The organism is Fluviirhizobium alvei, assembly GCF_030551875.1.
Lineage (GTDB): Bacteria > Pseudomonadota > Alphaproteobacteria > Rhizobiales > Rhizobiaceae > Rhizobium_E > Rhizobium_E alvei.
Genome location: NZ_JAUOZU010000004.1, coordinates 58,739 through 85,467, shown reverse-complemented (window position 1 = coordinate 85,467; position 26,729 = coordinate 58,739). Strand labels below are relative to the sequence as shown.

At 59.5% G+C, this 26,729-nt stretch carries 22 protein-coding genes; 18 read left to right on the top strand and 4 right to left on the bottom strand.

Annotated elements, in window-relative coordinates; translation table 11 throughout:
* Positions 1-263: 263 nt before the first annotated feature.
* Positions 264-716, bottom strand: coding sequence for a hemerythrin domain-containing protein (locus Q4481_RS04840; protein ID WP_304375190.1), 453 nt, complete (start codon positions 714-716; stop codon positions 264-266).
* Positions 717-992: 276 nt separating this feature from the next.
* Here Q4481_RS04840 and ccoN point away from each other — a divergent pair, with 276 nt between their 5' ends.
* The 9 genes from ccoN to gnd all read left to right on the top strand — a co-directional run bounded on the left by ccoN (position 993) and on the right by gnd (position 11,184).
* Positions 993-2,612, top strand: coding sequence for a cytochrome-c oxidase, cbb3-type subunit I (gene ccoN / locus Q4481_RS04835; RefSeq protein ID WP_304375189.1), 1,620 nt, complete (start codon positions 993-995; stop codon positions 2,610-2,612).
* 12 nt (positions 2,613-2,624) lie between these two features.
* Positions 2,625-3,362, top strand: a complete 738-nt coding sequence (gene ccoO / locus Q4481_RS04830; RefSeq protein ID WP_304375188.1) for a cytochrome-c oxidase, cbb3-type subunit II — start codon at positions 2,625-2,627, stop codon at positions 3,360-3,362.
* Positions 3,363-3,371: 9 nt separating this feature from the next.
* Positions 3,372-3,524: a cbb3-type cytochrome c oxidase subunit 3 gene (locus tag Q4481_RS04825; protein WP_304375187.1), complete on the top strand. Its 153-nt coding sequence runs from the start codon at positions 3,372-3,374 to the stop codon at positions 3,522-3,524.
* 2 nt (positions 3,525-3,526) lie between these two features.
* Complete coding sequence (gene ccoP, locus Q4481_RS04820) at positions 3,527-4,387, top strand: cytochrome-c oxidase, cbb3-type subunit III (RefSeq protein WP_304375186.1); 861 nt, start codon at positions 3,527-3,529, stop codon at positions 4,385-4,387.
* 487 nt (positions 4,388-4,874) lie between these two features.
* Positions 4,875-6,452, top strand: a complete 1,578-nt coding sequence (gene ccoG / locus Q4481_RS04815; RefSeq protein ID WP_304375185.1) for a cytochrome c oxidase accessory protein CcoG — start codon at positions 4,875-4,877, stop codon at positions 6,450-6,452.
* On the top strand, positions 6,452-6,940 hold the full coding sequence (locus tag Q4481_RS04810) for a FixH family protein (RefSeq protein WP_304375184.1): 489 nt from the start codon (positions 6,452-6,454) through the stop codon (positions 6,938-6,940). The genes ccoG and Q4481_RS04810 overlap by 1 nt, the downstream gene beginning before the upstream one ends.
* A 4-nt stretch (positions 6,941-6,944) precedes the next feature.
* Positions 6,945-9,242: a cation-translocating P-type ATPase gene (locus Q4481_RS04805; protein ID WP_304375183.1), complete on the top strand. Its 2,298-nt coding sequence runs from the start codon at positions 6,945-6,947 to the stop codon at positions 9,240-9,242.
* The gene (gene ccoS, locus Q4481_RS04800) at positions 9,239-9,394 is read left to right on the top strand and encodes a cbb3-type cytochrome oxidase assembly protein CcoS (protein WP_304375182.1); all 156 of its coding nucleotides are present in this window, start codon (positions 9,239-9,241) and stop codon (positions 9,392-9,394) included. The genes Q4481_RS04805 and ccoS overlap by 4 nt, the downstream gene beginning before the upstream one ends.
* Positions 9,395-9,753: 359 nt before the next feature.
* Positions 9,754-11,184 carry an NADP-dependent phosphogluconate dehydrogenase gene (gene gnd, locus Q4481_RS04795; protein ID WP_304375181.1) on the top strand — a complete coding sequence of 477 codons (1,431 nt, stop codon included), beginning with the start codon at positions 9,754-9,756 and terminating at the stop codon, positions 11,182-11,184.
* A 14-nt stretch (positions 11,185-11,198) separates the two neighbouring features.
* Here gnd and Q4481_RS04790 read toward each other — a convergent pair whose 3' ends face one another.
* Positions 11,199-12,239, bottom strand: a complete 1,041-nt coding sequence (locus Q4481_RS04790) for a LacI family transcriptional regulator (protein ID WP_304375180.1) — start codon at positions 12,237-12,239, stop codon at positions 11,199-11,201.
* Positions 12,240-12,662: 423 nt separating this feature from the next.
* Here Q4481_RS04790 and Q4481_RS04785 point away from each other — a divergent pair, with 423 nt between their 5' ends.
* The 9 genes from Q4481_RS04785 (at position 12,663) to Q4481_RS04745 (ending at position 24,376) form a co-directional block, all read left to right on the top strand.
* Entirely contained in the window at positions 12,663-13,907 is a 1,245-nt protein-coding gene (locus tag Q4481_RS04785; RefSeq protein ID WP_304375178.1) for an ABC transporter substrate-binding protein, read from the top strand.
* 165 nt (positions 13,908-14,072) lie between these two features.
* Positions 14,073-14,987 (top strand): carbohydrate ABC transporter permease, encoded by a 915-nt coding sequence (locus Q4481_RS04780; protein ID WP_377353031.1) that lies wholly within the window; start codon positions 14,073-14,075, stop codon positions 14,985-14,987.
* Positions 14,988-14,998: 11 nt separating this feature from the next.
* Positions 14,999-15,880: a carbohydrate ABC transporter permease gene (locus tag Q4481_RS04775; protein WP_304375174.1), complete on the top strand. Its 882-nt coding sequence runs from the start codon at positions 14,999-15,001 to the stop codon at positions 15,878-15,880.
* Positions 15,881-15,884: 4 nt separating this feature from the next.
* The gene (locus tag Q4481_RS04770) at positions 15,885-16,967 is read left to right on the top strand and encodes an ABC transporter ATP-binding protein (RefSeq protein WP_304375172.1); all 1,083 of its coding nucleotides are present in this window, start codon (positions 15,885-15,887) and stop codon (positions 16,965-16,967) included.
* Between the two features lie 104 nt (positions 16,968-17,071).
* Complete coding sequence (locus tag Q4481_RS04765; RefSeq protein ID WP_304375171.1) at positions 17,072-19,516, top strand: beta-mannosidase; 2,445 nt, start codon at positions 17,072-17,074, stop codon at positions 19,514-19,516.
* 31 nt (positions 19,517-19,547) lie between these two features.
* Entirely contained in the window at positions 19,548-20,309 is a 762-nt protein-coding gene (locus tag Q4481_RS04760; protein WP_304375170.1) for a sugar phosphate isomerase/epimerase family protein, read from the top strand.
* A gap of 11 nt (positions 20,310-20,320) precedes the next feature.
* On the top strand, positions 20,321-21,454 hold the full coding sequence (locus tag Q4481_RS04755) for a Gfo/Idh/MocA family protein (RefSeq protein ID WP_304375169.1): 1,134 nt from the start codon (positions 20,321-20,323) through the stop codon (positions 21,452-21,454).
* 190 nt (positions 21,455-21,644) lie between these two features.
* Positions 21,645-22,676 carry an L-glyceraldehyde 3-phosphate reductase gene (gene mgrA, locus Q4481_RS04750; protein ID WP_304375168.1) on the top strand — a complete coding sequence of 344 codons (1,032 nt, stop codon included), beginning with the start codon at positions 21,645-21,647 and terminating at the stop codon, positions 22,674-22,676.
* Positions 22,677-22,768: 92 nt separating this feature from the next.
* On the top strand, positions 22,769-24,376 hold the full coding sequence (locus tag Q4481_RS04745; protein WP_304375167.1) for a glycoside hydrolase family 43 protein: 1,608 nt from the start codon (positions 22,769-22,771) through the stop codon (positions 24,374-24,376).
* Between the two features lie 51 nt (positions 24,377-24,427).
* On the opposite strand, the gene Q4481_RS04740 is transcribed toward Q4481_RS04745, so the two are convergent.
* Both Q4481_RS04740 and Q4481_RS04735 read right to left on the bottom strand, forming a co-directional pair.
* Positions 24,428-24,676 carry a hypothetical protein gene (locus Q4481_RS04740; RefSeq protein WP_304375166.1) on the bottom strand — a complete coding sequence of 83 codons (249 nt, stop codon included), beginning with the start codon at positions 24,674-24,676 and terminating at the stop codon, positions 24,428-24,430.
* 60 nt (positions 24,677-24,736) lie between these two features.
* On the bottom strand, positions 24,737-26,641 hold the full coding sequence (locus Q4481_RS04735; RefSeq protein WP_304375165.1) for an O-linked N-acetylglucosamine transferase, SPINDLY family protein: 1,905 nt from the start codon (positions 26,639-26,641) through the stop codon (positions 24,737-24,739).
* Between the last annotated feature and the right edge of the window lie 88 nt (positions 26,642-26,729).

Below are 26,729 nucleotides of genomic sequence, written 5' to 3'. Positions count from 1 at the left end.
GATTGGCCGAACGGCAGCTACAGCGAATATGTCCAGGCTGGCAACAAGGGCACCTATGCCGACTATGCGAAGGGTGCGAACACCGTCGCTTCCGGCGAACGCGCATTCGGCTACTCGGGTGATGTGTCCAAGCTCTCGAAGGGCGACTATTTCCCGGCAACCGACAAGTAATCCGTCCAAAACCGACGGATCCGAAAACGCCCATGCTCTCGCGAGCGTGGGCGTTTCTATGTTTGGAAGCCTATGATGAGACGGGCAGGGGCTCAGCCAGTCTTCTTGCCGAGAAGCCCTTCCATCACGGGCACGAGATGCTCGCGCTCGAAGGCGACATGGCGTTTGAGGGCTTCAAAGAAACCGCGCAGCATGTAGCCGGTGGCCTCCATGTTGACATCCTTGTCGCCGGCGCCGAGCAGAAGCAATCGCTCGGTCAGTTCCTCGGCGAAACATTCATCCTCGAAATGTTCGAATCTCAGGCGGGACAGTGTCTTCAGCACGTCGGGGCTGTTGGCCTTCTGGCTCTCGACGGCAGGAAACAGCACATCCTCTTCGTAACTGTGCGTCGCCTTGATCAGGGGGCCGATTGTCTTGGCCGCATAGATGCATTTCTGGCGATTGATGCTGGCGGGAAGGGAATCGGCAATATGCTCAAGCTCGGTGCAGAGCCTGAGTTGCTCCTCATGAGCGCGTTTCCACCAATCCAGAGACGGCGCGCCCATCGGTGGCGTCCCGGATGAAGGTGGAAAGGCAAAGTCCGAAGCCAGTTCGCCCATATTCGATAGCCTGCCTGCCAATGCCGTAATGCGGCGATGTTTTCATTTCCTACTCTTGTTAATCGCTAAAAAAACCGCCGCCTGCTTTGATCTGGATCAAGGCTGCTTGAGGCCCATCCTGAGATTGCTGCACAAGGCCGTATTGGACTCGGGGAAGGCAAGCCTGAACTCTGAAATCCCGGGAAATGCGGATAATTCCAGTGACGTTGGGGGATGCCAACAATGAACTACACGCTTGAAACAATAATTGTGGCGCTGGGCGCCTTTCTGGCGCTTCTGGGCGCTGGATTCGCCCATGACAGCCAGTTCCAGATACATATGTGGGTTGCCTTCGTAACCCTCGCGCTTGGCACGATCCTCCTGTTGCGCCAGGCCAAGTTTGCTCCGGCCGGCGGTGCCGCCGCTGCCTCCAAGTCCGAATATATGGACTCGGTGGTTCGCTATGGTGTGATCGCCACGACCTTCTGGGGTATCGTCGGCTTTCTGGTCGGCGTGGTCGTCGCGCTGCAGCTCGCCTTCCCGGATCTAAATATCGAGCCGTACCTGAACTTCGGTCGCCTGCGTCCGCTGCACACATCGGCCGTTATCTTCGCCTTCGGCGGTAACGCGCTGATCGCCTCGTCCTTCTATGTCGTCCAGCGCACCAACCGCGTGCGGCTGTTCGGCGGCAGCCTGCCGTGGTTCGTTTTCTGGGGCTACCAGTTCTTCATCGTCATGGCTGCGACCGGCTATCTGCTGGGCATCACCCAGGGCCGTGAATATGCCGAACCGGAATGGTATGTCGACCTGTGGCTGACCGTCGTCTGGGTTGCCTATCTCCTGGTCTTCCTCGGCACGATCCTGACCCGCAAGGAAAGCCACATCTATGTGGCCAACTGGTTCTACCTGTCCTTCATCGTCACCATTGCCATGCTGCATGTCGTCAACAACCTGGCGATGCCGGTGTCGTTCCTCGGCGTGAAGTCCTACTCGGTGTTCTCGGGTGTGCAGGATGCTCTGACCCAATGGTGGTATGGCCATAACGCCGTCGGCTTCTTCCTGACTGCAGGCTTCCTGGGCATGATGTACTATTTCGTGCCGAAGCAGGCTGGTCGTCCGGTCTATTCCTATCGCCTGTCGATCATCCACTTCTGGGCCCTGATCTTCATGTATATCTGGGCCGGCCCGCACCATCTGCACTACACCGCTCTGCCGGATTGGGCGCAGACACTCGGCATGGTATTCTCGATCATGCTGTGGATGCCGTCCTGGGGTGGCATGATCAACGGTCTGATGACGCTTTCGGGCGCATGGGACAAGATCCGTACCGACCCGATCATCCGCATGATGGTCATGGCCATCGCCTTCTACGGCATGTCGACCTTCGAAGGCCCGATGATGTCGATCAAGGCCGTCAACTCGCTCAGCCACTACACCGAATGGACCATCGGTCACGTGCATTCCGGCGCACTCGGCTGGGTTGGCATGATCTCCTTCGGCATGGTCTACTACCTGACGCCCAAGCTGTGGAACCGTCAGCGCCTGTACAGCCTGCGCCTCGTCAACTGGCACTTCTGGCTCGCCACCATCGGCATCGTGATCTACGCCGCCGCACTGTGGGTTGCCGGTATCCAGCAGGGTCTGATGTGGCGCGAATACAACGAACAGGGCTTCCTGGTCTATTCGTTCGCCGAATCGGTCGCCGCCATGTTCCCGTACTACATGCTGCGCGTGCTTGCCGGTGTTCTCTACCTGCTCGGCTCGCTGATCATGGGCTTCAACGTATTGATGACAATCCTCGGTCATGAACGGAAGGAAGCGCCCCTGCCGGGTGCCATTCCTGCCGCCGTGCCGGCTGAATAAGGAGGCGGACACATGTCCATTCTTGATAAACACGCAGTGATCGAGAAGAACGCGACGCTGCTCCTCGTCTCCTCGCTTCTTGTCGTCACCATCGGCGGTATCGTCGAAATCGTGCCGCTCTTCTACCTGGAGAACACGATCGAGAAGGTGGAGGGCATGCGGCCCTACACCCCGCTCGAACTGGCCGGTCGCAACATCTATATCCGTGAAGGCTGCTATGTCTGTCACAGCCAGATGATCCGTCCGTTCCGCGACGAAGTCGAACGCTACGGCCATTACAGCCTGGCCGCAGAATCGATGTACGATCATCCGTTCCAGTGGGGCTCCAAGCGCACCGGTCCGGATCTTGCCCGCGTCGGCGGCCGTTACTCGAACGAATGGCACGTCCAGCATCTGATCGAGCCGCGCAACGTGGTGCCGGAATCGATCATGCCGAGCTACAGCTATCTGAAGGATACCGAACTCAACATTGCCGGTATGGACATTCAGGGCAACCTGAAGGCCAACAGCATCGTCGGCGTTCCCTATTCCGAAGACATGTTCGCCAATGCCGAAGCCGACCTGAAGGCCCAGGCCGATCCGAATGCCGATACGACCGCGCTCGTGGCGCGCTATCCGAAGGCGAAGATCGGCGACTTCGACGGTGATCCGGCCAAGCTGACCGAGATGGACGCTCTTGTCGCCTATCTGCAGATGCTGGGCACGCTCGTCGACTTCTCGACCTACAACGACGCATCCGGTTACCGGTGAGGAGGGACCATGGAAACCTATGAATCCATGCGGGCCTTCGCCGACAGCTGGGGTCTGTTGTTCATGGCCGGGGTCTTCGTCGTGGCGGTGCTCTACACCCTTCGGCCCGGCAGCAAGAAATTGGCCGACGAGGCCGCTAGCATACCTCTGAAGGAGGATTGAAAATGGCTGAGAAGAATATTGACGAAATCTCTGGCGTCGAGACAACCGGCCATGAATGGGACGGTATCCAGGAACTGAACAATCCGCTTCCGCGCTGGTGGCTGTGGACGTTCTATGCCACCATCGTCTGGGCCATCGCCTATACGATCGCCTATCCGGCCTGGCCGCTGCTCAAGGAAAACACCAAGGGCATGCTCGGATTCTCGAGCCGTCAGGTCGTGGCAGAGGACATTGCCAAGGCCACCGAAGCCCAGAAGGTCTTCCTCGACAAGATCGCGGCCATGCCGGTTGCCGATATTGCCAAGGATCAGGAACTCAGCCAGTTCGCCATGAACGGCGGCGCCGCTGCCTTCAAGGTCAACTGCGCACCCTGCCATGGTTCCGGCGCTTCGGGTGGTCCGGGATTCCCGAACCTCAACGACAATGACTGGCTCTGGGGCGGCAAGGTCGACGATATCTACGCGACGATCAACCACGGCATCCGTTCGGAAGATCCGGATACTCGCACCTCTGAAATGCCGGCCTTCGGCGAAATGCTGGAACCGGATCAGATCAAGCAGGTTGCATCTTATGTCGTCAGCCTGAGCGGTACGCCTGCCGATGCTGCTCTGGTCGAGCCGGGCAAGACGGTGTTTGCCGAAAACTGCGCTTCCTGCCATGGCGAAGATGCCAAGGGCGGTCGCGATTTCGGTGCTCCGAATCTCGCCGATGCGATCTGGCTGCGTGGTGAGGGCGAACAGGCCATCATCAACCAGGTTAACAAGCCGAAGCATGGCATGATGCCGGCCTGGGCTGGTCGTCTCAGCGATGCCACCATCAAGGAACTGGCCGTTTACGTCCATTCTCTCGGCGGCGGCGAATAAGCCAAGCCAGAGGCTAACGATCGGGCCGGGCGGTTTTCCGCCCGGCTTTTTCATTTCTGTCAATAGTTTATGCGGGCGGCTTGCGAAACGGATTCCGCTCAGCCGGTCACTTCCGGACATTTGTCAAAACTGGCAGTTGATCCAGGTCAATGCCGTGGCAAACGCTCCGGACCATAGTCACGTCAACTTCCGGGGCGACCTGGAATGGGGTGCGAGACGAAATGTCTCTGGTCTTGGCCATCGGATCCGTCCGGCATTCCGACCGAGCTCTCCAGCATGTTCTTCCGGTTTTCCGGACATGCTCATTGGCCGCATGCCCTCACGGACATGCGGCCTTTTTTATGGAGACGGGCGGTAATTTTTTCGAAGCGGCGATGATCGAAACATAGCGATCTCCGCATGCGGCACATTGCCCATCCTTGATATAAATCAAGGAGACTCGGCGCCGTTCTTTTAAAAGAAGACCCTGAAGAAAAGGGCTAATGCAATGACAGTCAAAGATGAAGTCCGGGGACAGCCGGAAGAGATCGAGCGGCTTGAAGCTTCAGCGGTCAATGCCGCGAAAGTTCGCCAGCCGCTTTATGCCGCGCGCAAGAAGATTTTCCCGAAGCGCGCCGAAGGCAGTTTCCGCCGCTTCAAATGGCTGGTGATGGCGATCACGCTTGGCATCTACTATCTGGCACCGTGGATTCGCTGGGATCGCGGCCCGCATGCGCCGGATCAGGCCATTTTGCTCGATCTCGCCAATCGCCGGTTCTATTTCTTCTTCATCGAAATCTGGCCGCAGGAATTCTATTTCGTCGCCGGCCTCCTGATGATGGCGGGCCTAGGGCTGTTCCTCGTTACCACAGCGGTGGGCCGTGCCTGGTGCGGCTATACCTGTCCGCAAACGGTCTGGGTCGATCTTTTCCTCGTCGTTGAACGGGCCATTGAGGGCGATCGCAACGCCCGCATGAAACTCGAAACGGCCCCATGGACCTTCGACAAGATCTGGAAGCGGGTGTCGAAACATGCCATCTGGATTCTGATCGGCATGGCGACCGGCGGTGCCTGGGTATTCTATTTTGCCGATGCGCCGACCCTTCTGCACGATCTCGTCACCTTCCATGCCGATTCGATAGCCTACTCGACCATCGGCGTGCTTACGGCCACAACTTATGTGTTCGGTGGTCTGATGCGCGAACAGGTCTGCACCTACATGTGCCCCTGGCCGCGTATCCAGGCTGCGATGCTCGATGAGAATTCGTTGGTCGTCACCTACAATGACTGGCGCGGCGAGCCGCGGACCCATGGCACCAAGAAGAGCGCGGCAACGGGTGCCGTTTCCGGCGATTGCGTTGATTGCAACGCCTGCGTTGCCGTCTGTCCGATGGGTATCGATATTCGCGATGGTCTGCAGCTCGAATGCATTACCTGCGCGCTCTGCATCGATGCCTGCGACGGCGTGATGGAAAAGCTTGGCCGCGACAAGGGGCTGATCGGTTATTCGACCCTGTTCGATTATTCCACCAACATGGCCATTGCCACCGCTGACCACACGGCGCCGATCGATCCGTCGCGCGTTCGGGACGCCGATGGCCACTATCATGACAAGATCCGGCACTTTAACTGGCGGATCATCTTCCGTCCGCGCATCCTGCTCTATACGTTCCTGTGGTCGATGATCGGCGTCGGTCTGTTGACGGCACTGATGATGCGCGACCGTATCGGTCTCGATGTCCTGCATGATCGCAATCCGCAATATGTGCTGGAATCGGATGGCTCCATCCGCAACGGCTTCACGGTCAAGATCCTCAACATGATTCCCGAGCCGCGCACCTTCACCCTGTCGCTCAAGGACCTGCCGGAAGGCGCCTATATGACGGTTGCCGGTGAAACGACCTCGCAGGGTCGCTCGTTCGAAGTGCCGGTCGAGCCGGATGCGGTGCGGACGATGAAGATCTATGTTACCTTGCCGAAGGCGGAAGCGACGGAGAGCCGGAAGTTTGGTTTCCACATCGAATATCCTGAAACCAAGGAATTCGAAAATTACGCAGCTGACTTTGTCGTACCGGGGAAAAAGTGATGTCGAACAGCAAGACAGAGAGCGGTTTCATCTTTACCGGACGCCATATGCTGGCGATCATGGTGGCCTTCTTCGGGGTCATCATTTCGGTGAACGTGCTGATGGCTTATCTCGCGAACTCCACCTGGAGCGGGATCCTCGCCAAGAACACCTATGTGGCGAGCCAGGAGTTCAACATGAAGGCAGAGGAGGCTCGCAAGTGGGCCGAACTCGGCTATGAAGGTGCGCTTGCGGTCGAGGGTTCGACGATCACCTACCGTCTCAAGGGGCCGGCGGAAGCGATTGCACGGCTTTCGGAAATCAAGGCGATCTTCCACCGCCCGGTGGGCGAGCTGCAGGATTTCTCGATGCCGCTGACGCGCGTTTCCGACGGGGTCTTTTCGGCCCAGCACAATCTAGCCGCCGGTTCGTGGATCGTCGATCTTGCGGCGATCGAGGATGGCAAGACCATCTACCATCAGGCTGAACGGATCGCCATTCCGGAGTAAGGACATGAGTTGCTGCGCACCCGGCACCGAAGCTGCACTGGAGCAGGAAGGGCTTGAAAAAGCGCTTCCCTCTTCCGAGGAATTGTGGCTCGCCTCAAAGGATCTCGGTGACGGTTGTCGCCAGACCGATCTCAGCGTTCCCGGGGTCTATTGCGGCTCCTGCATCGTCACGATCGAGGATGCGCTCAGAAAGATGCCGGAAGTGGCCAAGGCGCGCGTCAATCTTTCGACCAAGCGCGTGGCAGTAACCTGGCGCGAGACGGTCGATGGCCGCAAGACCGACCCGCGGGACATCGCTTCGGCGATCGCGCGGACCGGCTATGATCCGCATCTCTTCCAGATGGCGGCCGACCAGAGCGATTCCGAGCGCAACCAACTGCTACGCGCCGTTGCGGTTGCCGGGTTTGCGGCGACCAACATCATGCTGCTGTCGGTTTCGGTCTGGTCGGGTGCCGAATCCGCAACGCGCGATCTCTTCCACTGGATTTCGGCGATGATCGCGGCGCCGACGCTGATCTATTCCGGTCGCTTCTTCTTCCGTTCGGCCTGGTCGGCGCTGCGCAACGGCCATACCAACATGGATGTGCCGATTTCACTTGCCGTCACGCTTTCCTATGCGATGTCCCTTTGGGAAACCATGCATCATGGTGAACATGCCTGGTTCGATGCCACGGTCTCGCTTTTGTTCTTCCTTCTGATCGGTCGTACGCTCGATCATCTGATGCGGGATCGCGCCCGCTCGGCCGTCGTCGGTCTGGCGCGCCTGTCGCCGCGTGGCGCCATGGTTCTGCTTGCGGACGGGTCGCATGAATATCGGCCCGTAGAAGATGTCCGGACCGGCGATATGCTACTGATTGCCGCCGGCGAACGCATTCCCGTCGATGGTCTCGTGCTGTCCGGCGAAAGCGATATCGACTGGTCGATCGTCAATGGCGAAAGCGCGCCTGTCTCGACCAGTCGGGGTGGGAAACTGCTTGCCGGTACGCTCAACCTCACCGGTGCGCTGACGTTGCAGGCGGTGGCCGAGGCGAAAAACTCGTTCCTCGCCGAAATCATTTCGCTCATGGAAGCAGCCGAAGGCGGCAAGGCGCGCTATCGCCGGATCGCCGACCGTGCGGCCCGGCTCTATTCGCCGGTCGTGCATCTCCTGGCGCTCACCTCCTTCCTCGCCTGGGGCATTCTGGGTGGCGACTGGAAACAGGCCATGCTGGTGGCGATTTCGGTTCTCATCATTACCTGCCCCTGTGCGCTCGGGCTTGCCGTTCCGGTCGTCCAGGTCGTGGCCGCCGGTCGACTGTTCAAGAACGGCATCATGGTCAAGGAAGGCTCTGCCATGGAGCGGCTCGCCGAAGCCTCGCAGGTCCTGTTCGACAAAACTGGGACGCTGACGATCGGCCGGCCGCGGCTTGAGAATGGCGATGCTATCGCGCCCCGGGATTTTGCGATTGCGGCCGGTCTTGCCGCCCATTCCCGTCATCCGCTGTCGCGGGCGCTCTATCGTGCCCATTCCGGTCCGCAGGCGATGTTCGAAACCGTCAAGGAAATTCCGGGCGGCGGCCTTGAGGCCGTCGATCCGCAAGGAACCTGGCGTCTGGGCAACCGCAAGTTCGCGCTCGGCACCGTTGCAGGCAACGATGTCAATTCTCCCTATTCGGAAGTCATTCTCTCCCTCGATGGCGAGGAGCGGGCCCAGTTTCGTTTCGACGATGTTCTCCGGCCCGATGCCGTCGCCACCATTGCCGCGCTGCATGAGCAGGGCTTCGGTTGCGGCATCGTGTCGGGTGACCGTGAGCCTGTGGTGGCTGCCATGGCCCGCCAGCTCGGCATCGAACATTGGCGCGCCGGCCTGACGCCAGAAGGCAAGGTCGAGATGGTGGCGCAGGCCTCGAACGGTGGTGCGCGCGTGCTGATGGTGGGCGATGGCATCAATGATGCGCCCGCGCTCGCCTCGGCCCATGTGTCGATCGCGCCCTCGACGGCTGCCGATATCGGCCGCCAGGCTGCCGATTTCGTCTTCATGCGCGACAGCCTCGGCGCGGTTTCCTTCGCCATCGACGTGTCCCGCAAGGCCGGACGACTCATTCGCGAGAATTTCGCGCTTGCGATCGCCTACAACATCATCGCGGTGCCGGTGGCGCTTGCAGGGCAGGCGACGCCACTCATCGCAGCGGTTGCCATGTCCACCTCATCCATTATCGTCGTGGTCAATTCCCTGCGTCTCAACATGCTGGGCTCGATGCCGGAAGAGCCTTCGACCGGCAATGCCTACACCGTCAAACCAGAATCGGCACTTGCGGCATGAATACACTCGTCATCCTCATTCCCGTTGCGCTCGGCATGGGGGCGCTGGGGCTCGTTGCCTTCCTCTGGTCGCTGAAAAGCGGCCAGTATGAGGATCTCGAAGGCGCTGCCTGGCGCGTTCTCGATGATGGCGACAACAAACCGTCCGAGTAATTTCAAGGCCATTTCGTCTGAGTGGACGTCTCTAACCCGTCTCTGCAGGATTTTCCGCCCCAAGGGTGGAGGTGGAGGGCTGAAGCGTGGTGGTCTCTTCTCCCCATCGGGGAGAAGGTGGCGCGATAGCGCCGGATGAGGGGGATTATCCCGAGATACCAGTTGGATACGAGGATCTACCCCCTCATCTGTCCTTCGGACATCTTCTCCCCCTTGGGGAGAAGAGACTTCCAGCCGTGTTCTCCTGTCAAACCAGCCCCTTCCAAGTTTTGCGGCGGCAAACTAAATCGATTAGCCTTGCTTCCGCTGCTTTGCCGCGCCTATAGTCGCCCCGATCGGAATGAACGGGAGCATGCGCTATGCAACAAGCGGAAATCGGATTGATCGGTCTGGCCGTGATGGGCTCGAACCTGGCGCTCAATATCGCCGAAAAGGGTAATCGCATCGCGGTTTTCAACCGCTCGCCCGACAAGACCAGGACATTCTACGCCGAAGCGGGTGCGCTTCAGGACAGGATCGTTCCCTGCGAGTCGCTTGAAGCGTTCGTGGCGGCGATTCGCCCGCCGCGTCCGGTCATCATCATGGTCAAAGCCGGTGATCCGGTCGACGAACTGATTGCGACACTGCGCAACTATCTGTCCGAAGGCGATATCATCATCGATGCGGGCAATGCCAATTTCCGCGACACGATCGCCCGCTTCAAGGGGCTCGAAGGCTCGGGCCTGACCTTCATCGGCATGGGCGTGTCGGGCGGCGAGGAGGGGGCCCGTCATGGTCCATCGATCATGGTGGGCGGCACGGAAGAGTCCTGGAAGCGCGTCGAGCCGGTGCTGACCTCGATTGCCGCCAAATATAAGGACGACCCTTGTGTGGCCTGGCTCGGTGAAAACGGTGCCGGCCATTTCGTCAAGACGATCCATAACGGCATCGAATATGCCGACATGCAGATGATCGCCGAAATCTACGGCCTCCTGCGCGATGGACTCGGCTATTCGGCAAAAGCCTGCTCGGAAGTCTTTTCGCTCTGGAACACTCGCCGGCTGAATTCGTATCTGATCGAGATCAGCGAGACGGTGCTCGCTGCAACCGATCCGGTCACCGGCCAGGCGATGGTGGATGTCATCGTCGACAAGGCCGGCCAGAAGGGTACCGGCAAATGGTCGGCCATCGAGGCGCTCAATCTCGGTATTCCCGCAACCGCGATCGAGGCGGCAGTGGCGGCGCGCAGCCTGTCCTCCTTCAAGACGAAGCGCATGGATGCGGAAGCCATTCTCGGTCTGCCCGGCACCGGCCGCATCGCCGGCGATGCCGATGCCTTCGTGGCCGATCTCGAACTGGCACTGCTCGCTGGCAAGATCGGAGCCTATGCGCAGGGTTTTGCGGTGATGGCGGAAGCCTCCCGCGAATTCGGCTGGTCGCTGCCGATGCCGACGATCGCGCGGATCTGGCGGGCGGGCTGCATCATCCGTTCGCAGTTCCTCGATGAAATCACCTCTGCCTTCACCGCTATGCCGGATGCCGACAATCTCATCGTCACGCCGGCTTTTGCCGCGATGGTGCAGGAGACCGATGGGGCACTGCGGCGCGTGGTGGCTTCCGCGGCTCTTGCCGGGCTTCCGGTTCCCGCACTGGCGTCTGCGCTTGCCTATTTCGATACCTATCGGCGCGGTCGCGGCACCGCCAACCTCATCCAGGCCCAGCGCGATTTCTTCGGTGCGCACGGTTTCGACCGTATCGACGGGCTCGACAAGCACCATGGTCCCTGGGGAAGCGGTCTTGCGGATTTCTGACGGTCGGATGACCGTCAGTCAGGCTGGATCAGCCGTCCATCGGGCAGGCAGATGCTTTGCAGCAGCGACGGCGGCACGCCGTCGATCCGGGCGATCACGGCTTTTGCCAGTTCGCGTCCGGCCATGCGGATATCTTCGTTGACGGTCATGATGGCGGGACAGATGAAGCGCAGGAGATTGGCTGGCTGCTTGGTGACCATGTCGACATCCTTGCCGACCACGAGCCCGGCATCGCTGATGGCAGAGGAAATCGCGACCGCGCCGGCGCTCGAACCGCAGACGATTCCGTCCGGCGGCCGTACTCCGGTTACAAGGCGGAACGCAGTGTCGTGGATATCCATCATTGCCTGATGGATGTTGGTGGGGCCGAACGGCACTTCTTCCGCACCGAAATCGGCCAGTCCCTTGTGGAAGCCGGCATGCATGTGGCTGTAGAAGGTGAAGCGAGGCGAAGGTTCGAGAATGGCAATCCGCTTGCGCCCCTTCTCCGTCAACCGGCGAACGGCCTCATAGGCAAAGGCCTCATTGTCGAAATCGTGATAGGGATGGACGATCCCCATATTGGTGCGCCCATGGGTAACGAACGGCACTTTGCGTTCTTCAAGCAGGCGAATGCGCGGGTCATCCGGTTCCGTCGAAGAGAGAATGACACCATCGGCCGAGCCGGTATCGACGATGTAACGCACCGGCGACAAGGGGTCCTTGTCGCGATTGTAGGGTGTTACGATCAAGTGATAGCTCGTGCCGGCGAGGATCTCCGAAATGCCATAGACGATGTGGGATGTCAGCCCCATCAGTTCTTCATCGAGATTGAGGATGAGGCTGATGACGTTGGTCTTGCCGGTCCTGAGGCGCACGCCAGCGCGGTTGGGATGATAGCCGATCTGGCTCGCGACCAGGCGCACGCGCTCCTTGGTTTCGGCACTGATATCCGGCGCGTCCTTGAGCGCCCTCGACACGGTCGTGATGCCAAGGCCGGTCATATAGGCGATCGTCTTAAGCGTCGGCCTCTCTCCCGGAGCCGGCGCACCACCCGCTTGCGAAGTGCCCTTCATGTGAACCTTTCCTGAACGCAGCGTGGTGTTTAGGCCGATTCATGCCGAAATGCCACGTCCTCCTCTGCTGGACTTAAAAACTGTAACGATACAGTAAAAAAGTCGAGAGCTAATTTTAGATGTGCCGGTCTTTCTGTGCTGCGACGCCAAATGTCGCTTTGAAAAATTATTGCGCGAGCTAAGAGGCTTCTTTGAGCGAAAAAGAGAAAAATATGCAATAAATATAACAAAACCATATAGTAAGATGAGTTTTTCTGAATTTTTGGCTGGAAAAATTAAAACGATTAAGGGAAAAATAATCTCACAAAATACACGCATAAGGTGTAAAGTTGTGGATGCGCGAAATTTTTCGCGCAACCAGTTGCGCGCACCAATCAATTCGCATAAGTTTTTCCGGTAACGTTTCAGTGAGGGAGGAGACTCATGAACATTCGTCTATTTACGGCGGCGCTCGCCACATCGGTTGCGCTCTTTTCCGGTTCTGCCAAGGCAGTCGAACTTGAAGTGACCCATTGGTGGACGTCCGGTGGTGAAGCTGCGGCTGTGGCCGAGTTCGCCAAGGCTGCAGAAGCCAACGGAATCACCTGGAAGGATGGCGCGATCGCCGGTGGCGACAATGCCCGCCAGATCATCCTGTCGCGTATTTCGGGCGGCGATCCGATGGGTGCGACCCAGCTCAACACAGGCCGTGACGCCGAAGACCTCGTCAAGGCCGGTCTGATGACCGATCTGACGGCGCTCGCAGAAAAGGAAGGCTGGAAGGATTTCATCCGTCCGTCCAAGCTTCTCGAGCCCTGCACCTATGAAGGCAAGATCTATTGCGTGCCTGTCAACATCCATTCGTTCCAGTGGATGTGGCTCAACCGCAAGGTCTTCGAAGACAATGGTCTTCCGGTTCCGACCAACTGGGCCGAATTCGTTGCCGAAGCGCCGAAGCTGAAGGAAAAGGGTGTGACCCCGCTCGCCGTGGGTGGTGAACCCTGGCAGATCAACGGTATGGCTGGCGTGTTCCAGATCGCCATCGGCGGTGTTGATCTCTACAAGAAGATCCAGATCGAAAAGAGCGCCGATGCGGCTGCATCCGCTGAAATGACGAAGGTCTTCCAGGCGCTTGCCGATGCCCGCGGCCTCGTCGATGACGGTTTCGTCGGCCGTGCATGGAACGATGCCACCAGCATGGTGATCACCGGCAAGGCTGGTGCCCAGATCATGGGTGACTGGGCTCAGGGTGAATTCTCCGTGGCCGGTCAGGTTGCCGGCAAGGATTATGATTGCCTTCCGGGTCTTGGCATGCAGGCTGTGCTCGATACCGGTGGCGACGCCTTCTACTTCCCCAAGCCGAAGGGCGATAACAAGGAAGTGGTCGAAGCTCAGCTGAAGCTCGCTTCGCTGCTCGTCAGCAAGGAAACCCAGGTTGCTTTCAACCTCAAGAAGGGTTCGCTGCCGATCCGTGGCGATATCGACATGAATGCGGCGAATGCCTGCATGCAGAAGGGCATCAAGATCCTCGAGGACCCGGCCAACATCCTGCCGTCGGGCGAGCAGTCCTTCAACTCTGACACGCAGAAGCAGATGGAAGACCTCTGGGTCGAATTCTTCAACACGCCGGAAATGAGCGTCGAAGATGCGCAGGCGCGCTATGTCGACATCATCAAGGAAGCCAATTGATCGTCTGAGATCATAGATCTTCCCGGTGGGGCTTTAGCCTTGCCGGGAAGGTTGTTTCAAGAATGGCTTTGTCAGTCCTGGGAGCGATGCGCTTCGTTCGGTGGATGATCCGCTGGTGTTTGCGTGGGCGACTGATACGGGGAGGAGAGAATGGCTACGGAAACGATGGCGCCTGACCGGGCGTCGGGACCGAGCAGTGGTTTCATATTTTGGCTCAAGCGCAACTGGGTGCGTCTGGCCGCGTCGTCACCGATGATCTTTACAGCGGTGGTGGTTTTCACCGGTTGCTCGATCTGGACGATCCTTTATTCGTTCACGGCATCAAGGACGCTGCCGGAACTGACCTTCGTCGGTTTTGATCAATATACGCGCCTGTTCAAGGCATCGCGCTGGTCGATCGCCTACAAGAACCTCATCCTCTACGGCGTCGTGTCGCTGACCTTTTCCTTCGTTCTCGGCTTCATCATGGCGGTGCTGCTCGATCAGAAGATCCGCTTCGAGAACACATTCCGCACCATCTATCTCTATCCTTTTGCACTGAGCTTCATCGTCACCGGCATTGCCTGGCAGTGGATGTTCGATCCGATGTTCGGCATCCAGAAGGTCGTTCAGGCCTGGGGCTTCACCGATTTCAAGTTCAACATGCTCGGCAACCGCAACACCGTCATGTGGGCCATCATCATTGCCGGGCTCTGGCAGGGAACGGGGCTGACCATGGTGCTGATGCTGGCGGGTCTGCGGACCGTCGATGACGAGATCTGGAAGGCCGCCCGCGTCGACGGCATTCCGAAATGGAAGACCTACCTCTTCATCGTCCTGCCGATCATGCGACCGGTTCTTATCACGAACCTCGTCATTTCTGCTGCCGGCGTCGTGCGCCTCTACGATCTTGTCGTGGCGCTCACCAAGGGCGGGCCGGGTAACTTCTCCGACGTGCCTGCCAAATATGTCTTCGACTATATGTTCGGAGGCAACAACCTCGGCCAGGGTCTGGCCGGATCCACCGTCATGCTCATTGCCGTGCTGATCATCCTCATTCCGTGGATGTATTACGAATACGGCTCCAAGAAGCGCACATAGGAGGATCGACCATGGAAGAACCACGCGGACCCAAGCCCAAAACCGTTCTCAATCCGGCCCGGATCATGCTCTATGGTGTGCTGATCGTCGTTGCCATCTATTATCTGTTGCCGCTCTATGTGATGATCGTGACTTCACTCAAGGGGCTGCCGGAAATCCGGCTCGGCAACATCTTCTCGCCGCCGGTGGAAGTGACCTTCGAACCCTGGGTCAAGGCCTGGAATTCGGCCTGTACCGGCCTGCAATGCGAAGGCCTGAAGGTTGGCTTTCTCAATTCGGTGATCATCCTCGTCCCCTCGACCGTGGTGTCGATCGCGATTGCCGCCGTCAACGGCTACGTCCTGTCCTTCTGGCGGTTCCGTGGCTCGGAAGTCTTCTTCACCATGCTGATCTTCGGCTCGTTCATCCCCTATCAGGTGATGCTCTATCCGCTGACGATCATCCTCAAGAACCTCTATTCCTATGGCACGCTGCACGGGCTGATCATCGTCCACACCATCTTCGGCATGCCGATCCTGACGCTGCTCATCCGCAACTATTTCGCCTCGCTGCCGCGAGAACTCTTCTCGGCGGCCCGCGTGGATGGCGCCGGCTTCTGGCAGATCTTCTTCCAGATCATGCTGCCGATGGCGGTTCCGATCCTGACCGTTGCCGTCATCCTGCAGATCACCGGCATCTGGAACGACTTCCTGTTCGGCGTGGTTTTTGCCGGCATGCGCAATTGGCCGATGACCGTCCAGCTCAACAATATCGTCAACGCGACCCAGGGGGTGAAGGAGTATAACGTCAACATGGCGGCCACGATCCTGACCGGCCTTGTGCCGCTTGGCATCTACTTCATCTCGGGCAAGTATTTCGTGCGCGGCATCGCCGCCGGTGCAGTGAAGGGTTAATCGCATGACCAGCGTTTCCGTCAAAGACCTCACGCTTTCCTTCGGAGCGGTTACCGTTCTCGACAAGCTGAACATCGATATCGAGGATGGCGAATTCCTCGTGTTGCTGGGCTCGTCCGGCTGCGGCAAGTCGACCCTGCTCAACTGCATTGCCGGCCTGCTCGAGCCCACCGACGGGCAGATCTTCATCAAGGGTAAGAATGTCACCTGGCTCGAGCCCAAGGATCGCGGCATCGGCATGGTGTTCCAGTCCTATGCGCTCTATCCGCAGATGTCGGTGACCAAGAACCTGTCCTTCGGTCTCAAGATCGCCGGTCTGCCGCAGGAGGAAATCGACAAGCGTGTCGCGCGTGCTGCCGAAATCCTGCAGATCCAGCCGCTTCTGCATCGCAAGCCGTCGGAACTGTCGGGCGGTCAGCGTCAGCGCGTGGCAATTGGCCGCGCCCTGGTGCGCGATGTCGATGTCTTCCTGTTCGACGAGCCGCTCTCCAACCTCGATGCCAAGCTGCGCACCGAACTTCGCGTGGAAATCAAGCGGCTGCACCAGTCGCTCAAGAACACGATGATCTATGTGACGCATGACCAGATCGAGGCGCTGACGCTTGCCGATCGCATTGCCATCATGAAGAACGGCCTCATCCAGCAATTGGCCGATCCGATGACGATCTACAACGAGCCGAAGAACCTGTTCGTGGCCGGCTTCATCGGGTCGCCGGCGATGAACTTCCTGCGCGGCGAGTTGCGGGAAGGGGTTGCGGGCATCGATTTCGTGAGCAACGGCGTTGCCATTCCGCTCAATGAATACAAGGCGGCCTCCGGCCTCGTTCCGGGTCGGAAGGTCGTGCTCGGCATGCGGCCCGAACATATTCTGGTCGATGCCAACGATGGCGGCCAGACGTTCGATGCCGTGGTCGAAATCGAAGAACCGATGGGTGCGGACAATCTGCTGTGGCTGAAATTTGCCGGCATCAACATGTCGGTCCGCATCGCGGGCAACCGACGCTATCAGCCGGGTGCGCAGGTGAAGCTGTCCTTCACCATGTCGCTTGCCTCGCTGTTCGATGCGGAAAGCGAACTGCGTCTCTGATTTCCTGGGCGGGCGGTTCGCCGCCCGCTTGCGCTTGAATGTCAATGCCGGGCGTTGGGCGGCTCTGTTGCGGCCTGCCGTCCGTGGTCCCTGGAGTTCCCACCATGGCCGTTTCATCCCCAAATGCCCACGATCTTTCCGGTGCCTGGCGCCTTGTCTCGGGAGACATCGACGTGGCGATGGCGATCCCGGGCGATGTGCATTCGGCGCTCGAAGCCGGTGGGGTCATTCCCGATCCCTATTTCGGCGCCAACGAGGCGAAGGTCCAGTGGGTCGCGGAACGCGACTGGCTCATTTCGCGCGCATTCGATATGCCGGAAACCATCGAGGGCAGCTGGTATCTCGACCTCGATTTTGTCGATACGGTCGCCACCATCCGCGTCAATGGCACTATCGTGCTCGAGGCGAACAATTGCTTCCGCCGTTACCGACCGGATGTGGCTGCGGCGCTGAAGGAAGGCGAGAATCTGATCGAGGTTCTCTTTCATTCCCCTGTCGAAAGCGGCCGCAAAGTCTATGATGCCTTGCCCTTCGAGGTGCCGTGGCTCGCCATGAACTGCCCCATTCCCTATGGCAACATGCTGCGTAAGCCGCAGTGCCATTTCGGCTGGGACTGGAACATCGCGCTCGCACCTTCGGGCCTTTATGGCACTGTTAAGCTGCGCAAACTCGATCCGGCCCGCATCGAACATGTGACGACCCGGCAGAACCATCGCGACGACGGCAGCGTCGAACTGGATGTCGCGGTCACGCTCTATGCCGATGAACCCTGCATCGTTCCGGTGCGGTTTTCCTTCAACGGCGAAGAGGTGCGGGTCGATTGCGCCCCCAATCCGGGCGAAACCACGATCCACCAGGTGTTTGTCATAGAGCAGCCGAAGCTCTGGTGGCCGGCCGGTTCCGGTGAACAGACCCTTTATCCGTTGACGGTCGCCCTGCCTGACGAGACGGTCGTCCGCCAGATCGGATTGCGCCGGCTCGAGCTTCTGACCGATCGGGACGAAGCCGGCAGCCGCTTTGCCTTCCGCATCAACGGGCGCGAGATCTTTGCCCGCGGCGCCAACTGGATTCCGGCCGATGCGCTTTTTTCCCGCACCGATCCGGAAAAGACCGAGGCGCTTTTGCAGTCGGCGGTCGATGCCAACATGAACATGATCCGCATCTGGGGCGGCGGCTTCTACGAACATGACTGGTTCTACGATCTCTGCGATCGGCTCGGCCTCATGGTCTGGCAGGATTTCATGTTCGCCTGCAATCTCTATCCGTCGACGCAGAGCTTCCTCGACAATGTCGAGGCCGAGGTCGATTACCAGGTCCGCCGGCTCGCCCACCATGCCTCGATCGTGCTCTGGTGCGGTGACAATGAGCTTGTTGGCGCCCTCAACTGGTTCGAGGTGTCGAAGAAGGACCGCGACCGCTATCTCGTTTCCTATGACCGGCTCAACCGCACCATCGAGCGGGCGCTGGAAAAGACGGGACTGGATGCGATCTGGTGGCCGTCGAGCCCCTCGGTCGGGCCGCTCGATTTCGGCGATGCCTGGCACAAGGATGGCGCCGGCGACATGCATTTCTGGTCGGTCTGGCACGAGAACAAGTCGTTCGATCACTATCGCACCGTCAAGCCGCGCTTCTGCTCGGAATTCGGCTTTCAGTCCTACACATCCAACCTTGTTCTCGATCGCTATACCGAGGCGAAGGATCGCAACATTGCCTCGCCGGTCATGGAAGTGCATCAGAAGAATCCGGGCGGCAACGAGCGTATTGCGGGCACCATGTTCCGCTATTTCCGCTTCCCGAAGGATTTTGCCAATTTCGTCTATCTGAGCCAGATCCAGCAGGGGCTGGCGATCAAGACCGCCGTCGAATACTGGCGCTCGCTCAAGCCGCATTGCATGGGCACCGTCATCTGGCAGCTCAACGATACCTGGCCGGTCGCATCCTGGGCCAGCCTCGATTATGGTGGCACCTGGAAGGCCATGCATTATCAGGCACGGCGCTTCTTTGCTCCGGAGACGATCGTTGCCATCCCGTCCGCCGACGGGCGTCAGATTGCGCTTTCGATGATCAACGACGGTGCGCCGCCGGTGGATTTCGAGGTCGAGGTTGCGACCGTCGATCTCGACGGACGGACGCATCCGCTGACGCGGCTCGCCGGACAGTGCCCGCCTGACAGAGCCGCCGAAATCGGTCGGATCGATGCGAACTCGGTTCCGGATGGTCATCTGCTTGTCTGGTCTTGGACGGCGACGAATGGCAGCAAGGGAAGGGGGCATCATGTTATGTCCACCTACAAGGTGCTCGACCTCAAACCGTCGGGCCTCTCGCTCCAGGAGGCCAAGGGTGAGGGTGGCCAGCGCCTTTTGACGCTCTCGGCATCCGGCCTTGCGCTTTTCGTCATGGTCGAGGCGGATTGCCCGGGCCGCTTCTCCGACAATGCGTTCGACCTCTTTGCCGGCGAGACGCGCACCATTGCCTTCACGCCGGACGATCCCGGCGCCACCCCCCGTTTCACGCTTCGCGACCTGCATTCCTGTCAGGCAACCGAATGACCCCCGTTTCCCTATTCAGAGAGGATCACCCATGACACTCGTCTCCTTCCAGCTTTACAGCGCCCGCAACTATCCGCCGCTTGGCGATGTCTTCAAACTGCTCTCGTCGCTCGGCTATGGCGAAGTCGAGGGCTTTGGCGGCATCTATGGTCCGATGGACGAGGCCGGCATTGCCGCACTCAAGGCCGATCTCGATGCCAACGGCCTCAGGATGGCGACCGGCCATTTCGGCATCGACCAGCTCGAGAACGAGACCGATCGCATGATCTCGATCGCAAAAACGCTCGGCATGGATTCGATCTATTGCCCCTATCTGATGCCGGACCAGCGCCCCACCGATGCGGAAGGCTGGAAGGCGTTCGGCGCCCGTCTTGCGAAAGCGTCGCGGCCGTTCCGTGATGCCGGTTTCGAATTCGGCTGGCACAACCATGATTTCGAATTCCAGCCGCTGGCGGATGGCTCGCTGCCGCATGACCGGATCTTCGAGGCCGGTCCCGATCTTTCCTGGGAGATGGATCTGGCCTGGGTTGTCCGCGGCGGAGCCGATCCGTTGAAATTCATCAACGACTACAAGGATCGCATCACATCCGTGCATGTGAAGGACATTGCGCCCAAGGGCGAGGCGGAGGATGAGGGCGGCTGGGCCGATGTCGGTCACGGTATCGTCGGCTGGGCAAATCTCTGGCAGGCGGTCAAATCCACCAAGGCTCGCCATTTCGTCGTCGAGCATGACAATCCGAACGATCTTGAACGCTGCGCCCGCCGTTCGATCGAAACCATCAAATCGCTTTGAGGACCCTGACCATGACCAAGGAATTTGGCGTTGGCATCATCGGCTGCGGAAACATTTCCGATGCCTATTTCAAACTCATCCCGCTCTACAAGAACCTGAAGGTCGTTGCCTGCACCGATATCAACATGGCGGCGGCCAAGGCAAAGGCAGAGCTTTATGGCGTCGACGCGCAGGAGATCGCCGATCTCCTTGCCAATCCGGCGGTCGATGTCGTCGTCAATCTGACCATTCCGGAGGCGCATTATCCGGTCTCCAAGCGGGCGCTCGAAGCCGGCAAGCATGTCTATTCCGAAAAGCCCTTCGTGCTGACGATCGCACAGGGCGAGGATCTGCGCCGGATAGCCGATGCCAAGGGTCTCAAGGTCGGTTCCGCACCCGATACCTATCTCGGCGGCTCGCACCAGTTTGCCCGCAACATCATCGATAGCGGCCAGATCGGCAAGATCATGTCCGGCACAGCGCATGTGCTCGGACCGGGCATGGAAATGTGGCATCCGAACCCGGATTTCTTCTTCCAGCCCGGCGGCGGCCCGATCCTCGATATGGGTCCCTATTACGTCAACAATCTCGTCAACCTGATCGGACCGGTCAAACGCGTCGTTGCTCTCGCCAACCGCGCCAAGACCGAGCGCACGATCACCAACGGTCCGCGCAACGGCGAGAATGTGCCGGTGGTGGTGGCCACCAACATCCACGCCATTCTGGAATTCCATTCGGGTGCCCAGATTGCGCTGATGGCGAGCTGGGATGTGTGGGCGCACCGGCATCAGAATATGGAACTCTACGGCACCGATGGCGCCATCTTCGTGCCGGATCCGAATTTCTTCGGCGGCAAGGTCGAGGTGGCGGGCACCGATCGGCAGCCGAAGGAAGTCGAGGTTTGGGATCATCCGTTGACGCAGCCCAACTTCACCTCGAGCTGGGGCACGTCGCCGAACTATCGTGGCGCGGGTCTCGCCGACATGATGCGGGCTGTCGCGGAGGGTGGCGACTATCGCTGCTCGCTCGACCGCTCGCTCCATACGGTCGACGTGCTGACCTCGATCCTGCGCGCCGCCGAGGAAGGCAAGGCGATTGATATCGTCACCACCTGCACCCAGCCGGCCGCCTTCGGCATCGAGGATGCCAAGGCATTGCTGCGTTAGCATTTCCTCTCCCCTTGCGGGAGAGGATAGCAAGTCCGCGAGAGGCGCAGCCGATCGCTTGGACTTACTTGGTGAGGGGTATCACGCCGTTGGTTTCACCCCTCACCAACTTCGGCTAAAGGTTCACTTCGTTCACCTAGCCTTCGTATCCTCTCCCGCAAGGGGAGAGGTAGACACCTTGGAGACCCACATGACCTGGCAGGCCGCCGAAAACCGCTACGATCAGATGAAGTACAATCGCCTGGGCAGGAGCGGGTTGAAACTGCCGGCGATTTCGCTCGGTCTCTGGCACAATTTCGGCCATGACACCGCCCATGAGCGCAAGCTCGACATGTGCCGCACAGCCTTCGATCTCGGTATCACCCATTTCGATCTCGCCAACAATTATGGTCCGCCGGCCGGCAGCGCCGAAGAGGCGTTCGGCGAGATCCTGAGAACCGATTTGGCTTCCCATCGCGACGAGATGATCATTTCGTCAAAGGCCGGTTACGACATGTGGCCCGGTCCCTATGGCGAATGGGGCAGCCGCAAGTATCTCATCGCCTCCTGCGACCAGAGCCTCAAGCGTATGGGGCTCGATTATGTCGACATCTTCTATTCGCACCGCTTCGATCCGGAAACGCCGCTGGAAGAAACGATGGGTGCGCTCGATCATATCGTGCGGTCCGGTCGCGCGCTCTATGTCGGCATTTCCTCCTACAATTCCCAGCGCACCCGCGAAGCCGCCGCGATCCTCAAGGATCTCGGCACGCCATGCCTCATCCACCAGCCGAGCTATTCCATGCTCAACCGCTGGGTTGAGGATGATGGGCTGATCGACACGCTCGATGATCTCGGCATCGGTTCGATTGTCTTTTCGCCGCTCGCCCAGGGCATGCTGACGACCAAGTATCTGGGCGGCATCCCCGAAGACAGTCGCGCGGCGCAGAACCATTTCCTCAAGCGCGATTTCATTCGTCCGGAGATCATCGACAATATCCGCAAGCTCGATGGGATCGCGCAAAGACGTGGCCAGACACTGGCGCAGATGGCGATTGCCTGGGTGTTGCGGGGTGGACGCATTACTTCGGCCCTGATTGGCGCCAGCCGCTCCTCGCAGATCATCGATTGCGTCAAGGCGCTCGACAATGCCGACTTCACGGCCGAGGAACTGGCCGAGATCGACCTTTACGCCCGCGAAGCCGATATCAATCTGTGGGCCAAATCCGCCGAGCGGGATTGACACCGCCACCATGAACAATAGGCCCGGGCCAAGTGCCCGGGTCTTTTCAGATCAGCCTTGATGTACGTGCCGCATTTTAGGAGGAGACGTCCATGATCCAAAATCCCATCCTGCCGGGCTTCAATCCGGATCCGTCGATCTGCCGGGTCGGCGACGATTACTATATCGCCACCTCGACCTTCGAATGGTATCCGGGCGTTCAGATCCACCATTCACGCGATCTCGCCAACTGGCAGCTTGTCACGCGGCCGCTCAATCGCAAGAGCCAGCTCGACATGCGGGGCAATCCGGATTCCTGTGGCATCTGGGCGCCGTGCCTCTCCTATGCCGACGGCCTGTTCTGGTTGGTCTATACTGACGTCAAGCGCTTCGACGGCAATTTCAAGGATGCGCATAACTACATCGTCACGGCACCGTCAATCGAAGGGCCGTGGTCGGATCCGGTCTATGTGAATTCTTCCGGCTTCGATCCATCGCTCTTTCACGACGAGGATGGCCGCAAATACTTCCTGCAGATGCAATGGAACCACCGGCCGGAAGCCCATAACACGATCGGCAGCAACAGCCATTTTGACGGTATTCTCTGCCAGGAATGGGATGCGGCGAACCGGCGTCTGATCGGGCCGGTCCATAACATCTTCGGCGGCACCGAACTCGGTCTGGTCGAAGGTGCCCATCTCTTCCGGAAGGATGGCTGGTACTACATCACGGCAGCCGAAGGCGGCACCGGTTACGAGCATGCGATTGCCATGGGCCGGTCGCGCTCGGTGACCGGACCTTATGAGCTGCATCCGGACAAGTATCTTCTGACCTCGAAGGATGCACCTGACGCAACCCTGCAAAGGGCAGGGCACGGCCAATATGTGGAGACGCCCGCCGGCATACCCTATGTCACCCATCTTTGCGGCCGGCCGCTGCCTCCGCAGAAACGTTGCACGCTCGGCCGCGAAACCGCGATCCAGAAATGTGTCTGGGGTGCGGATGGATGGCTCAGGCTCGCCCATGGCGGGCTGGTGCCCGCCGTCTCCGTCGAAGGGCCGACCGACGCTGTAACGGTGAGCCCGCCGGCAAGCCATGCCATTTTCACCGGCCCCGAACTGTCGGCGGAGTTCCAGTGGCTCAGGACGCCGGAACCCGAGCGCCTGTTCTCGCTTTCGGCGCGGCCGGGACACTTGCGCCTTTATGGCCGCGAGAGCATCGGTTCTTGGTATGAGTTTTCGCTGGTTGCGCGGCGCCAGGAGCATCATCGGTTCCGTGCCGAAACCACTGTCGATTTCACGGCTGATACCTACCAGCAGATGGCGGGCCTGACCCATTACTACAATCGCTTCAAGTTCCACGCGCTCGGTATCACGCTCCATGAGAAACTCGGTCGTTGCCTGACGATCCTGTCCTGCCCGGGCGATTATCCGCATGGAAGACTTTCCTTCCCGATCGGCAGCGGTCTCGGCATTGGCGATGGACGCCTCCATCTTGCGGTCGAGGTTATCGACAATGACGCGCAATTCTTCTGGAAGCGGGAAGGGGACAAAGACTGGACCCCGGCCGGTCCGGTGCTCGATGGCGGAGTCGTATCCGATGAGGGCGGCGTCGGCGAACATGGTTCCTTCACCGGTGCCTTTGTTGGCATGTTCGCCTTCGACATTACCGGATCGGGCCATCCGGCTGATTTCGAATCCTTTTCCTACCAACCGCTCTGAAACGAAAAAGCCCGGCGCGAGCCGGGCTTCTAATATTCCAATAAGAAAAGATCAGTTGGCGAAGCGGATGCCAGCCTTTACTTCTGCAATTGCCAGGCTGATCAGCTGGCGTGCCTTTACCCGGTGACCACCCTTGTTGTCGCTGGCCTTTGCCAGGAAGGCGTCTGCAGCGGTCAGGTGATCGAGCGCAGAACGCATGTTCGGCTGGTTGGCAGCAATCGCGGTCACGCCAGCACCGGCAACAATGCCGAAGGCCATGGAAAGAGCGACGATTGTGGAAGTCTTGAGAGTGGTCTTCATCAGGGCGTTTCCTTTCTGATTCGCTGATAAAATGATGGTAGAATTTCGGCTCAAGTGCCGTCAACCACGCATTGTCAAAGCAACGTCGAGATCGATTGGTGCAAGACCTTTTCTGCGGCATTCGTATGCCAGTAAATAGCCGCTCTCGAGATAGCGACAGAAGGTTTCCGCGTCGAAAAGCGGCGCCTGATCGCGTGTCGAAATCAGGCGGTCGCGCATTTCCGCCAACATCGTCTTTTGCGAGGCAAGCCCAACGGCCAGCTCGATCATGGCCGCTTCGGTTTCGGCAACCAGTTGAGGAAGGCCAACGGCGTTCAGGAGACTTTCCGAGACGCGAGAGGCGAAGTTCGTGCCCCTGCGGGTGACAACCGGCAGGCCGGCCCAGAGCATGTCGGATGTTGTCGTGTGTCCGTTATAGGGAAAGGTGTCCAGTCCGAGATCGGCTGCCTGCAGGCGGCCAATATGGTCCGCATAGTCGGCATTTTCGGCAAAGATCAGCCTCTCGGGTTCGATGCCAAATCCGGCGGCCCGGTCGGTCAGGTTGCAGCGTGCCGGTCGGCCCTCCACCATTGCCCAGAGAACGGAATTCGGCACCCGGGCGAGAATGGTCATCCAGAGCGCAAACGTCTCGGGCGTGATCTTCCGCTGGGCGTTGAAGCTCGCAAAGATGAAGCTGTTTTCCGGCAGGCCGAGAGCATGTCTCACCATCGCCGGGCTGCGTGGCCGGTGGATCGGGTCGTTCGGTTGATAGGAATGCGGCAGTCGCAGGAATTTCTCATGATAGAAGGGGCGGGCCGTTTCAGGCAGCACCACCCGATCGCCGATCACATAGTCGAGATCGACATTGACGGTGGAGCCGGGAAAACCGAGCCAGGCCATCTGCAGCGGCGCCGGGCCAAGATTGAGGATCTGGCATCGTGAGCCGCCTGTATGGCCCTTGAGATCGACGAGGATATCGATGCCGTCGGCGCGGATCTGTCGGGCCGCTTCCTGATCGTTGAGGTGTCCGATCGGAACGATGCGGCCCCATTGGCTTCGCCCGCCATCGTCGGCCGCCACGAGCTCGGCCGGCGTGTAACAATAGAGGGTGATGTCGAAACGATCGCGATCGTGGATTTCGAGCACGCGCCGCAACAGCCGCATCGTGGCATGGGTGCTGGCAAAATCCCCGGAGAGATAGCCGATCCGGATCCTGTCCTGCCAGATATGGCGTCGCGTACGGCGCTCTTCAATTGCCGCAGGCCGGGGTGGCGCTTTCAGATCGCGGTTGTTGGTCGCAAGCCGGTTCAGCCGTTCGTCTGCGATGTGGAGCAGGTTGGCATAGGGCGTTTCGGCAGCAAAGACATCCTCCCGACCGTCGCTCAGGCAAAGCGCCTGCCATGTCTCGCAGGCCTCGATGGTGGCGAAATCGCAGAATTCGCGCGCGATTGCCATCAGCCGGAAGCGGATGAAAGGATCGTCCGGAAAGAGATCCGCAAGTTTGCGGTGAAGGACGAGATTGTAGGGATTGCGGTTCTCGTGGCCGATCAGTTCGCGCGCCAGCAGCAGATGTTCCGCAACATCGCTTGCTGTCAGACGATTGCGGAAATGGGCGAGCAATTCGGTCTCGCCCCTTTGATGCAGCGCGTTTGCAATGAGGAAAATGAGATCGGCGTCGGCCGGATCGAGCCGATTGGCCCGAATGGCAATGCTCAGCGCACGATCGTTCAGCCCGGCAGTCTGGCCGGCGAGTGCAGCAGCCTTGAGATGGGCAAAGCCGCCATCTTTGTCGAGACTGGCTGCGGTTTCGAACGCATCGGCGGCTTCCGATACCATGCCGTGCCGTTCGAGTGTCTTGCCGAGAAGGGCGAAGACCGACGGATCGCGCGCCTCATCCGATTGCATGGCCGCGTTGAGGGCATGGAAGGTCGCATCCCAATCCTGCCTGTCGAAGGCATTCTGTGCCTGCTCTAGAAACTCACCCATCGTCGCCTTCCGCCCCGCCCCGAGCGGAATCAGGGCCAATCGATGGGAGAGTGTCAGAAGACCGGGCTTGAGAGAAGGGCTGAGAGGG

Bases quoted from the DNA above. Each gene is read 5' to 3' on its own strand.
- Q4481_RS04825 (WP_304375187.1), top strand. From the start codon at position 3,372: ATGGAAACCTATGAATCCATGCGGGCCTTCGCCGACAGCTGGGGTCTG.
- Q4481_RS04775 (WP_304375174.1), top strand. From the start codon at position 14,999: ATGGAAGAACCACGCGGACCCAAGCCCAAAACCGTTCTCAATCCGGCC.
- ccoS (WP_304375182.1), top strand. From the start codon at position 9,239: ATGAATACACTCGTCATCCTCATTCCCGTTGCGCTCGGCATGGGGGCG.
- mgrA (WP_304375168.1), top strand. From the start codon at position 21,645: ATGACCTGGCAGGCCGCCGAAAACCGCTACGATCAGATGAAGTACAAT.
- ccoO (WP_304375188.1), top strand. From the start codon at position 2,625: ATGTCCATTCTTGATAAACACGCAGTGATCGAGAAGAACGCGACGCTG.
- ccoN (WP_304375189.1), top strand. From the start codon at position 993: ATGAACTACACGCTTGAAACAATAATTGTGGCGCTGGGCGCCTTTCTG.
- Q4481_RS04770 (WP_304375172.1), top strand. From the start codon at position 15,885: ATGACCAGCGTTTCCGTCAAAGACCTCACGCTTTCCTTCGGAGCGGTT.
- Q4481_RS04735 (WP_304375165.1), bottom strand. From the start codon at position 26,641: ATGGGTGAGTTTCTAGAGCAGGCACAGAATGCCTTCGACAGGCAGGAT.
- Q4481_RS04785 (WP_304375178.1), top strand. From the start codon at position 12,663: ATGAACATTCGTCTATTTACGGCGGCGCTCGCCACATCGGTTGCGCTC.
- Q4481_RS04740 (WP_304375166.1), bottom strand. From the start codon at position 24,676: ATGAAGACCACTCTCAAGACTTCCACAATCGTCGCTCTTTCCATGGCC.
- Q4481_RS04805 (WP_304375183.1), top strand. From the start codon at position 6,945: ATGAGTTGCTGCGCACCCGGCACCGAAGCTGCACTGGAGCAGGAAGGG.
- Q4481_RS04745 (WP_304375167.1), top strand. From the start codon at position 22,769: ATGATCCAAAATCCCATCCTGCCGGGCTTCAATCCGGATCCGTCGATC.
- Q4481_RS04810 (WP_304375184.1), top strand. From the start codon at position 6,452: ATGTCGAACAGCAAGACAGAGAGCGGTTTCATCTTTACCGGACGCCAT.
- gnd (WP_304375181.1), top strand. From the start codon at position 9,754: ATGCAACAAGCGGAAATCGGATTGATCGGTCTGGCCGTGATGGGCTCG.
- Q4481_RS04755 (WP_304375169.1), top strand. From the start codon at position 20,321: ATGACCAAGGAATTTGGCGTTGGCATCATCGGCTGCGGAAACATTTCC.
- ccoG (WP_304375185.1), top strand. From the start codon at position 4,875: ATGACAGTCAAAGATGAAGTCCGGGGACAGCCGGAAGAGATCGAGCGG.
- Q4481_RS04840 (WP_304375190.1), bottom strand. From the start codon at position 716: ATGGGCGCGCCGTCTCTGGATTGGTGGAAACGCGCTCATGAGGAGCAA.
- Q4481_RS04790 (WP_304375180.1), bottom strand. From the start codon at position 12,239: ATGAAGGGCACTTCGCAAGCGGGTGGTGCGCCGGCTCCGGGAGAGAGG.
- Q4481_RS04760 (WP_304375170.1), top strand. From the start codon at position 19,548: ATGACACTCGTCTCCTTCCAGCTTTACAGCGCCCGCAACTATCCGCCG.
- Q4481_RS04765 (WP_304375171.1), top strand. From the start codon at position 17,072: ATGGCCGTTTCATCCCCAAATGCCCACGATCTTTCCGGTGCCTGGCGC.
- Q4481_RS04780 (WP_377353031.1), top strand. From the start codon at position 14,073: ATGGCGCCTGACCGGGCGTCGGGACCGAGCAGTGGTTTCATATTTTGG.
- ccoP (WP_304375186.1), top strand. From the start codon at position 3,527: ATGGCTGAGAAGAATATTGACGAAATCTCTGGCGTCGAGACAACCGGC.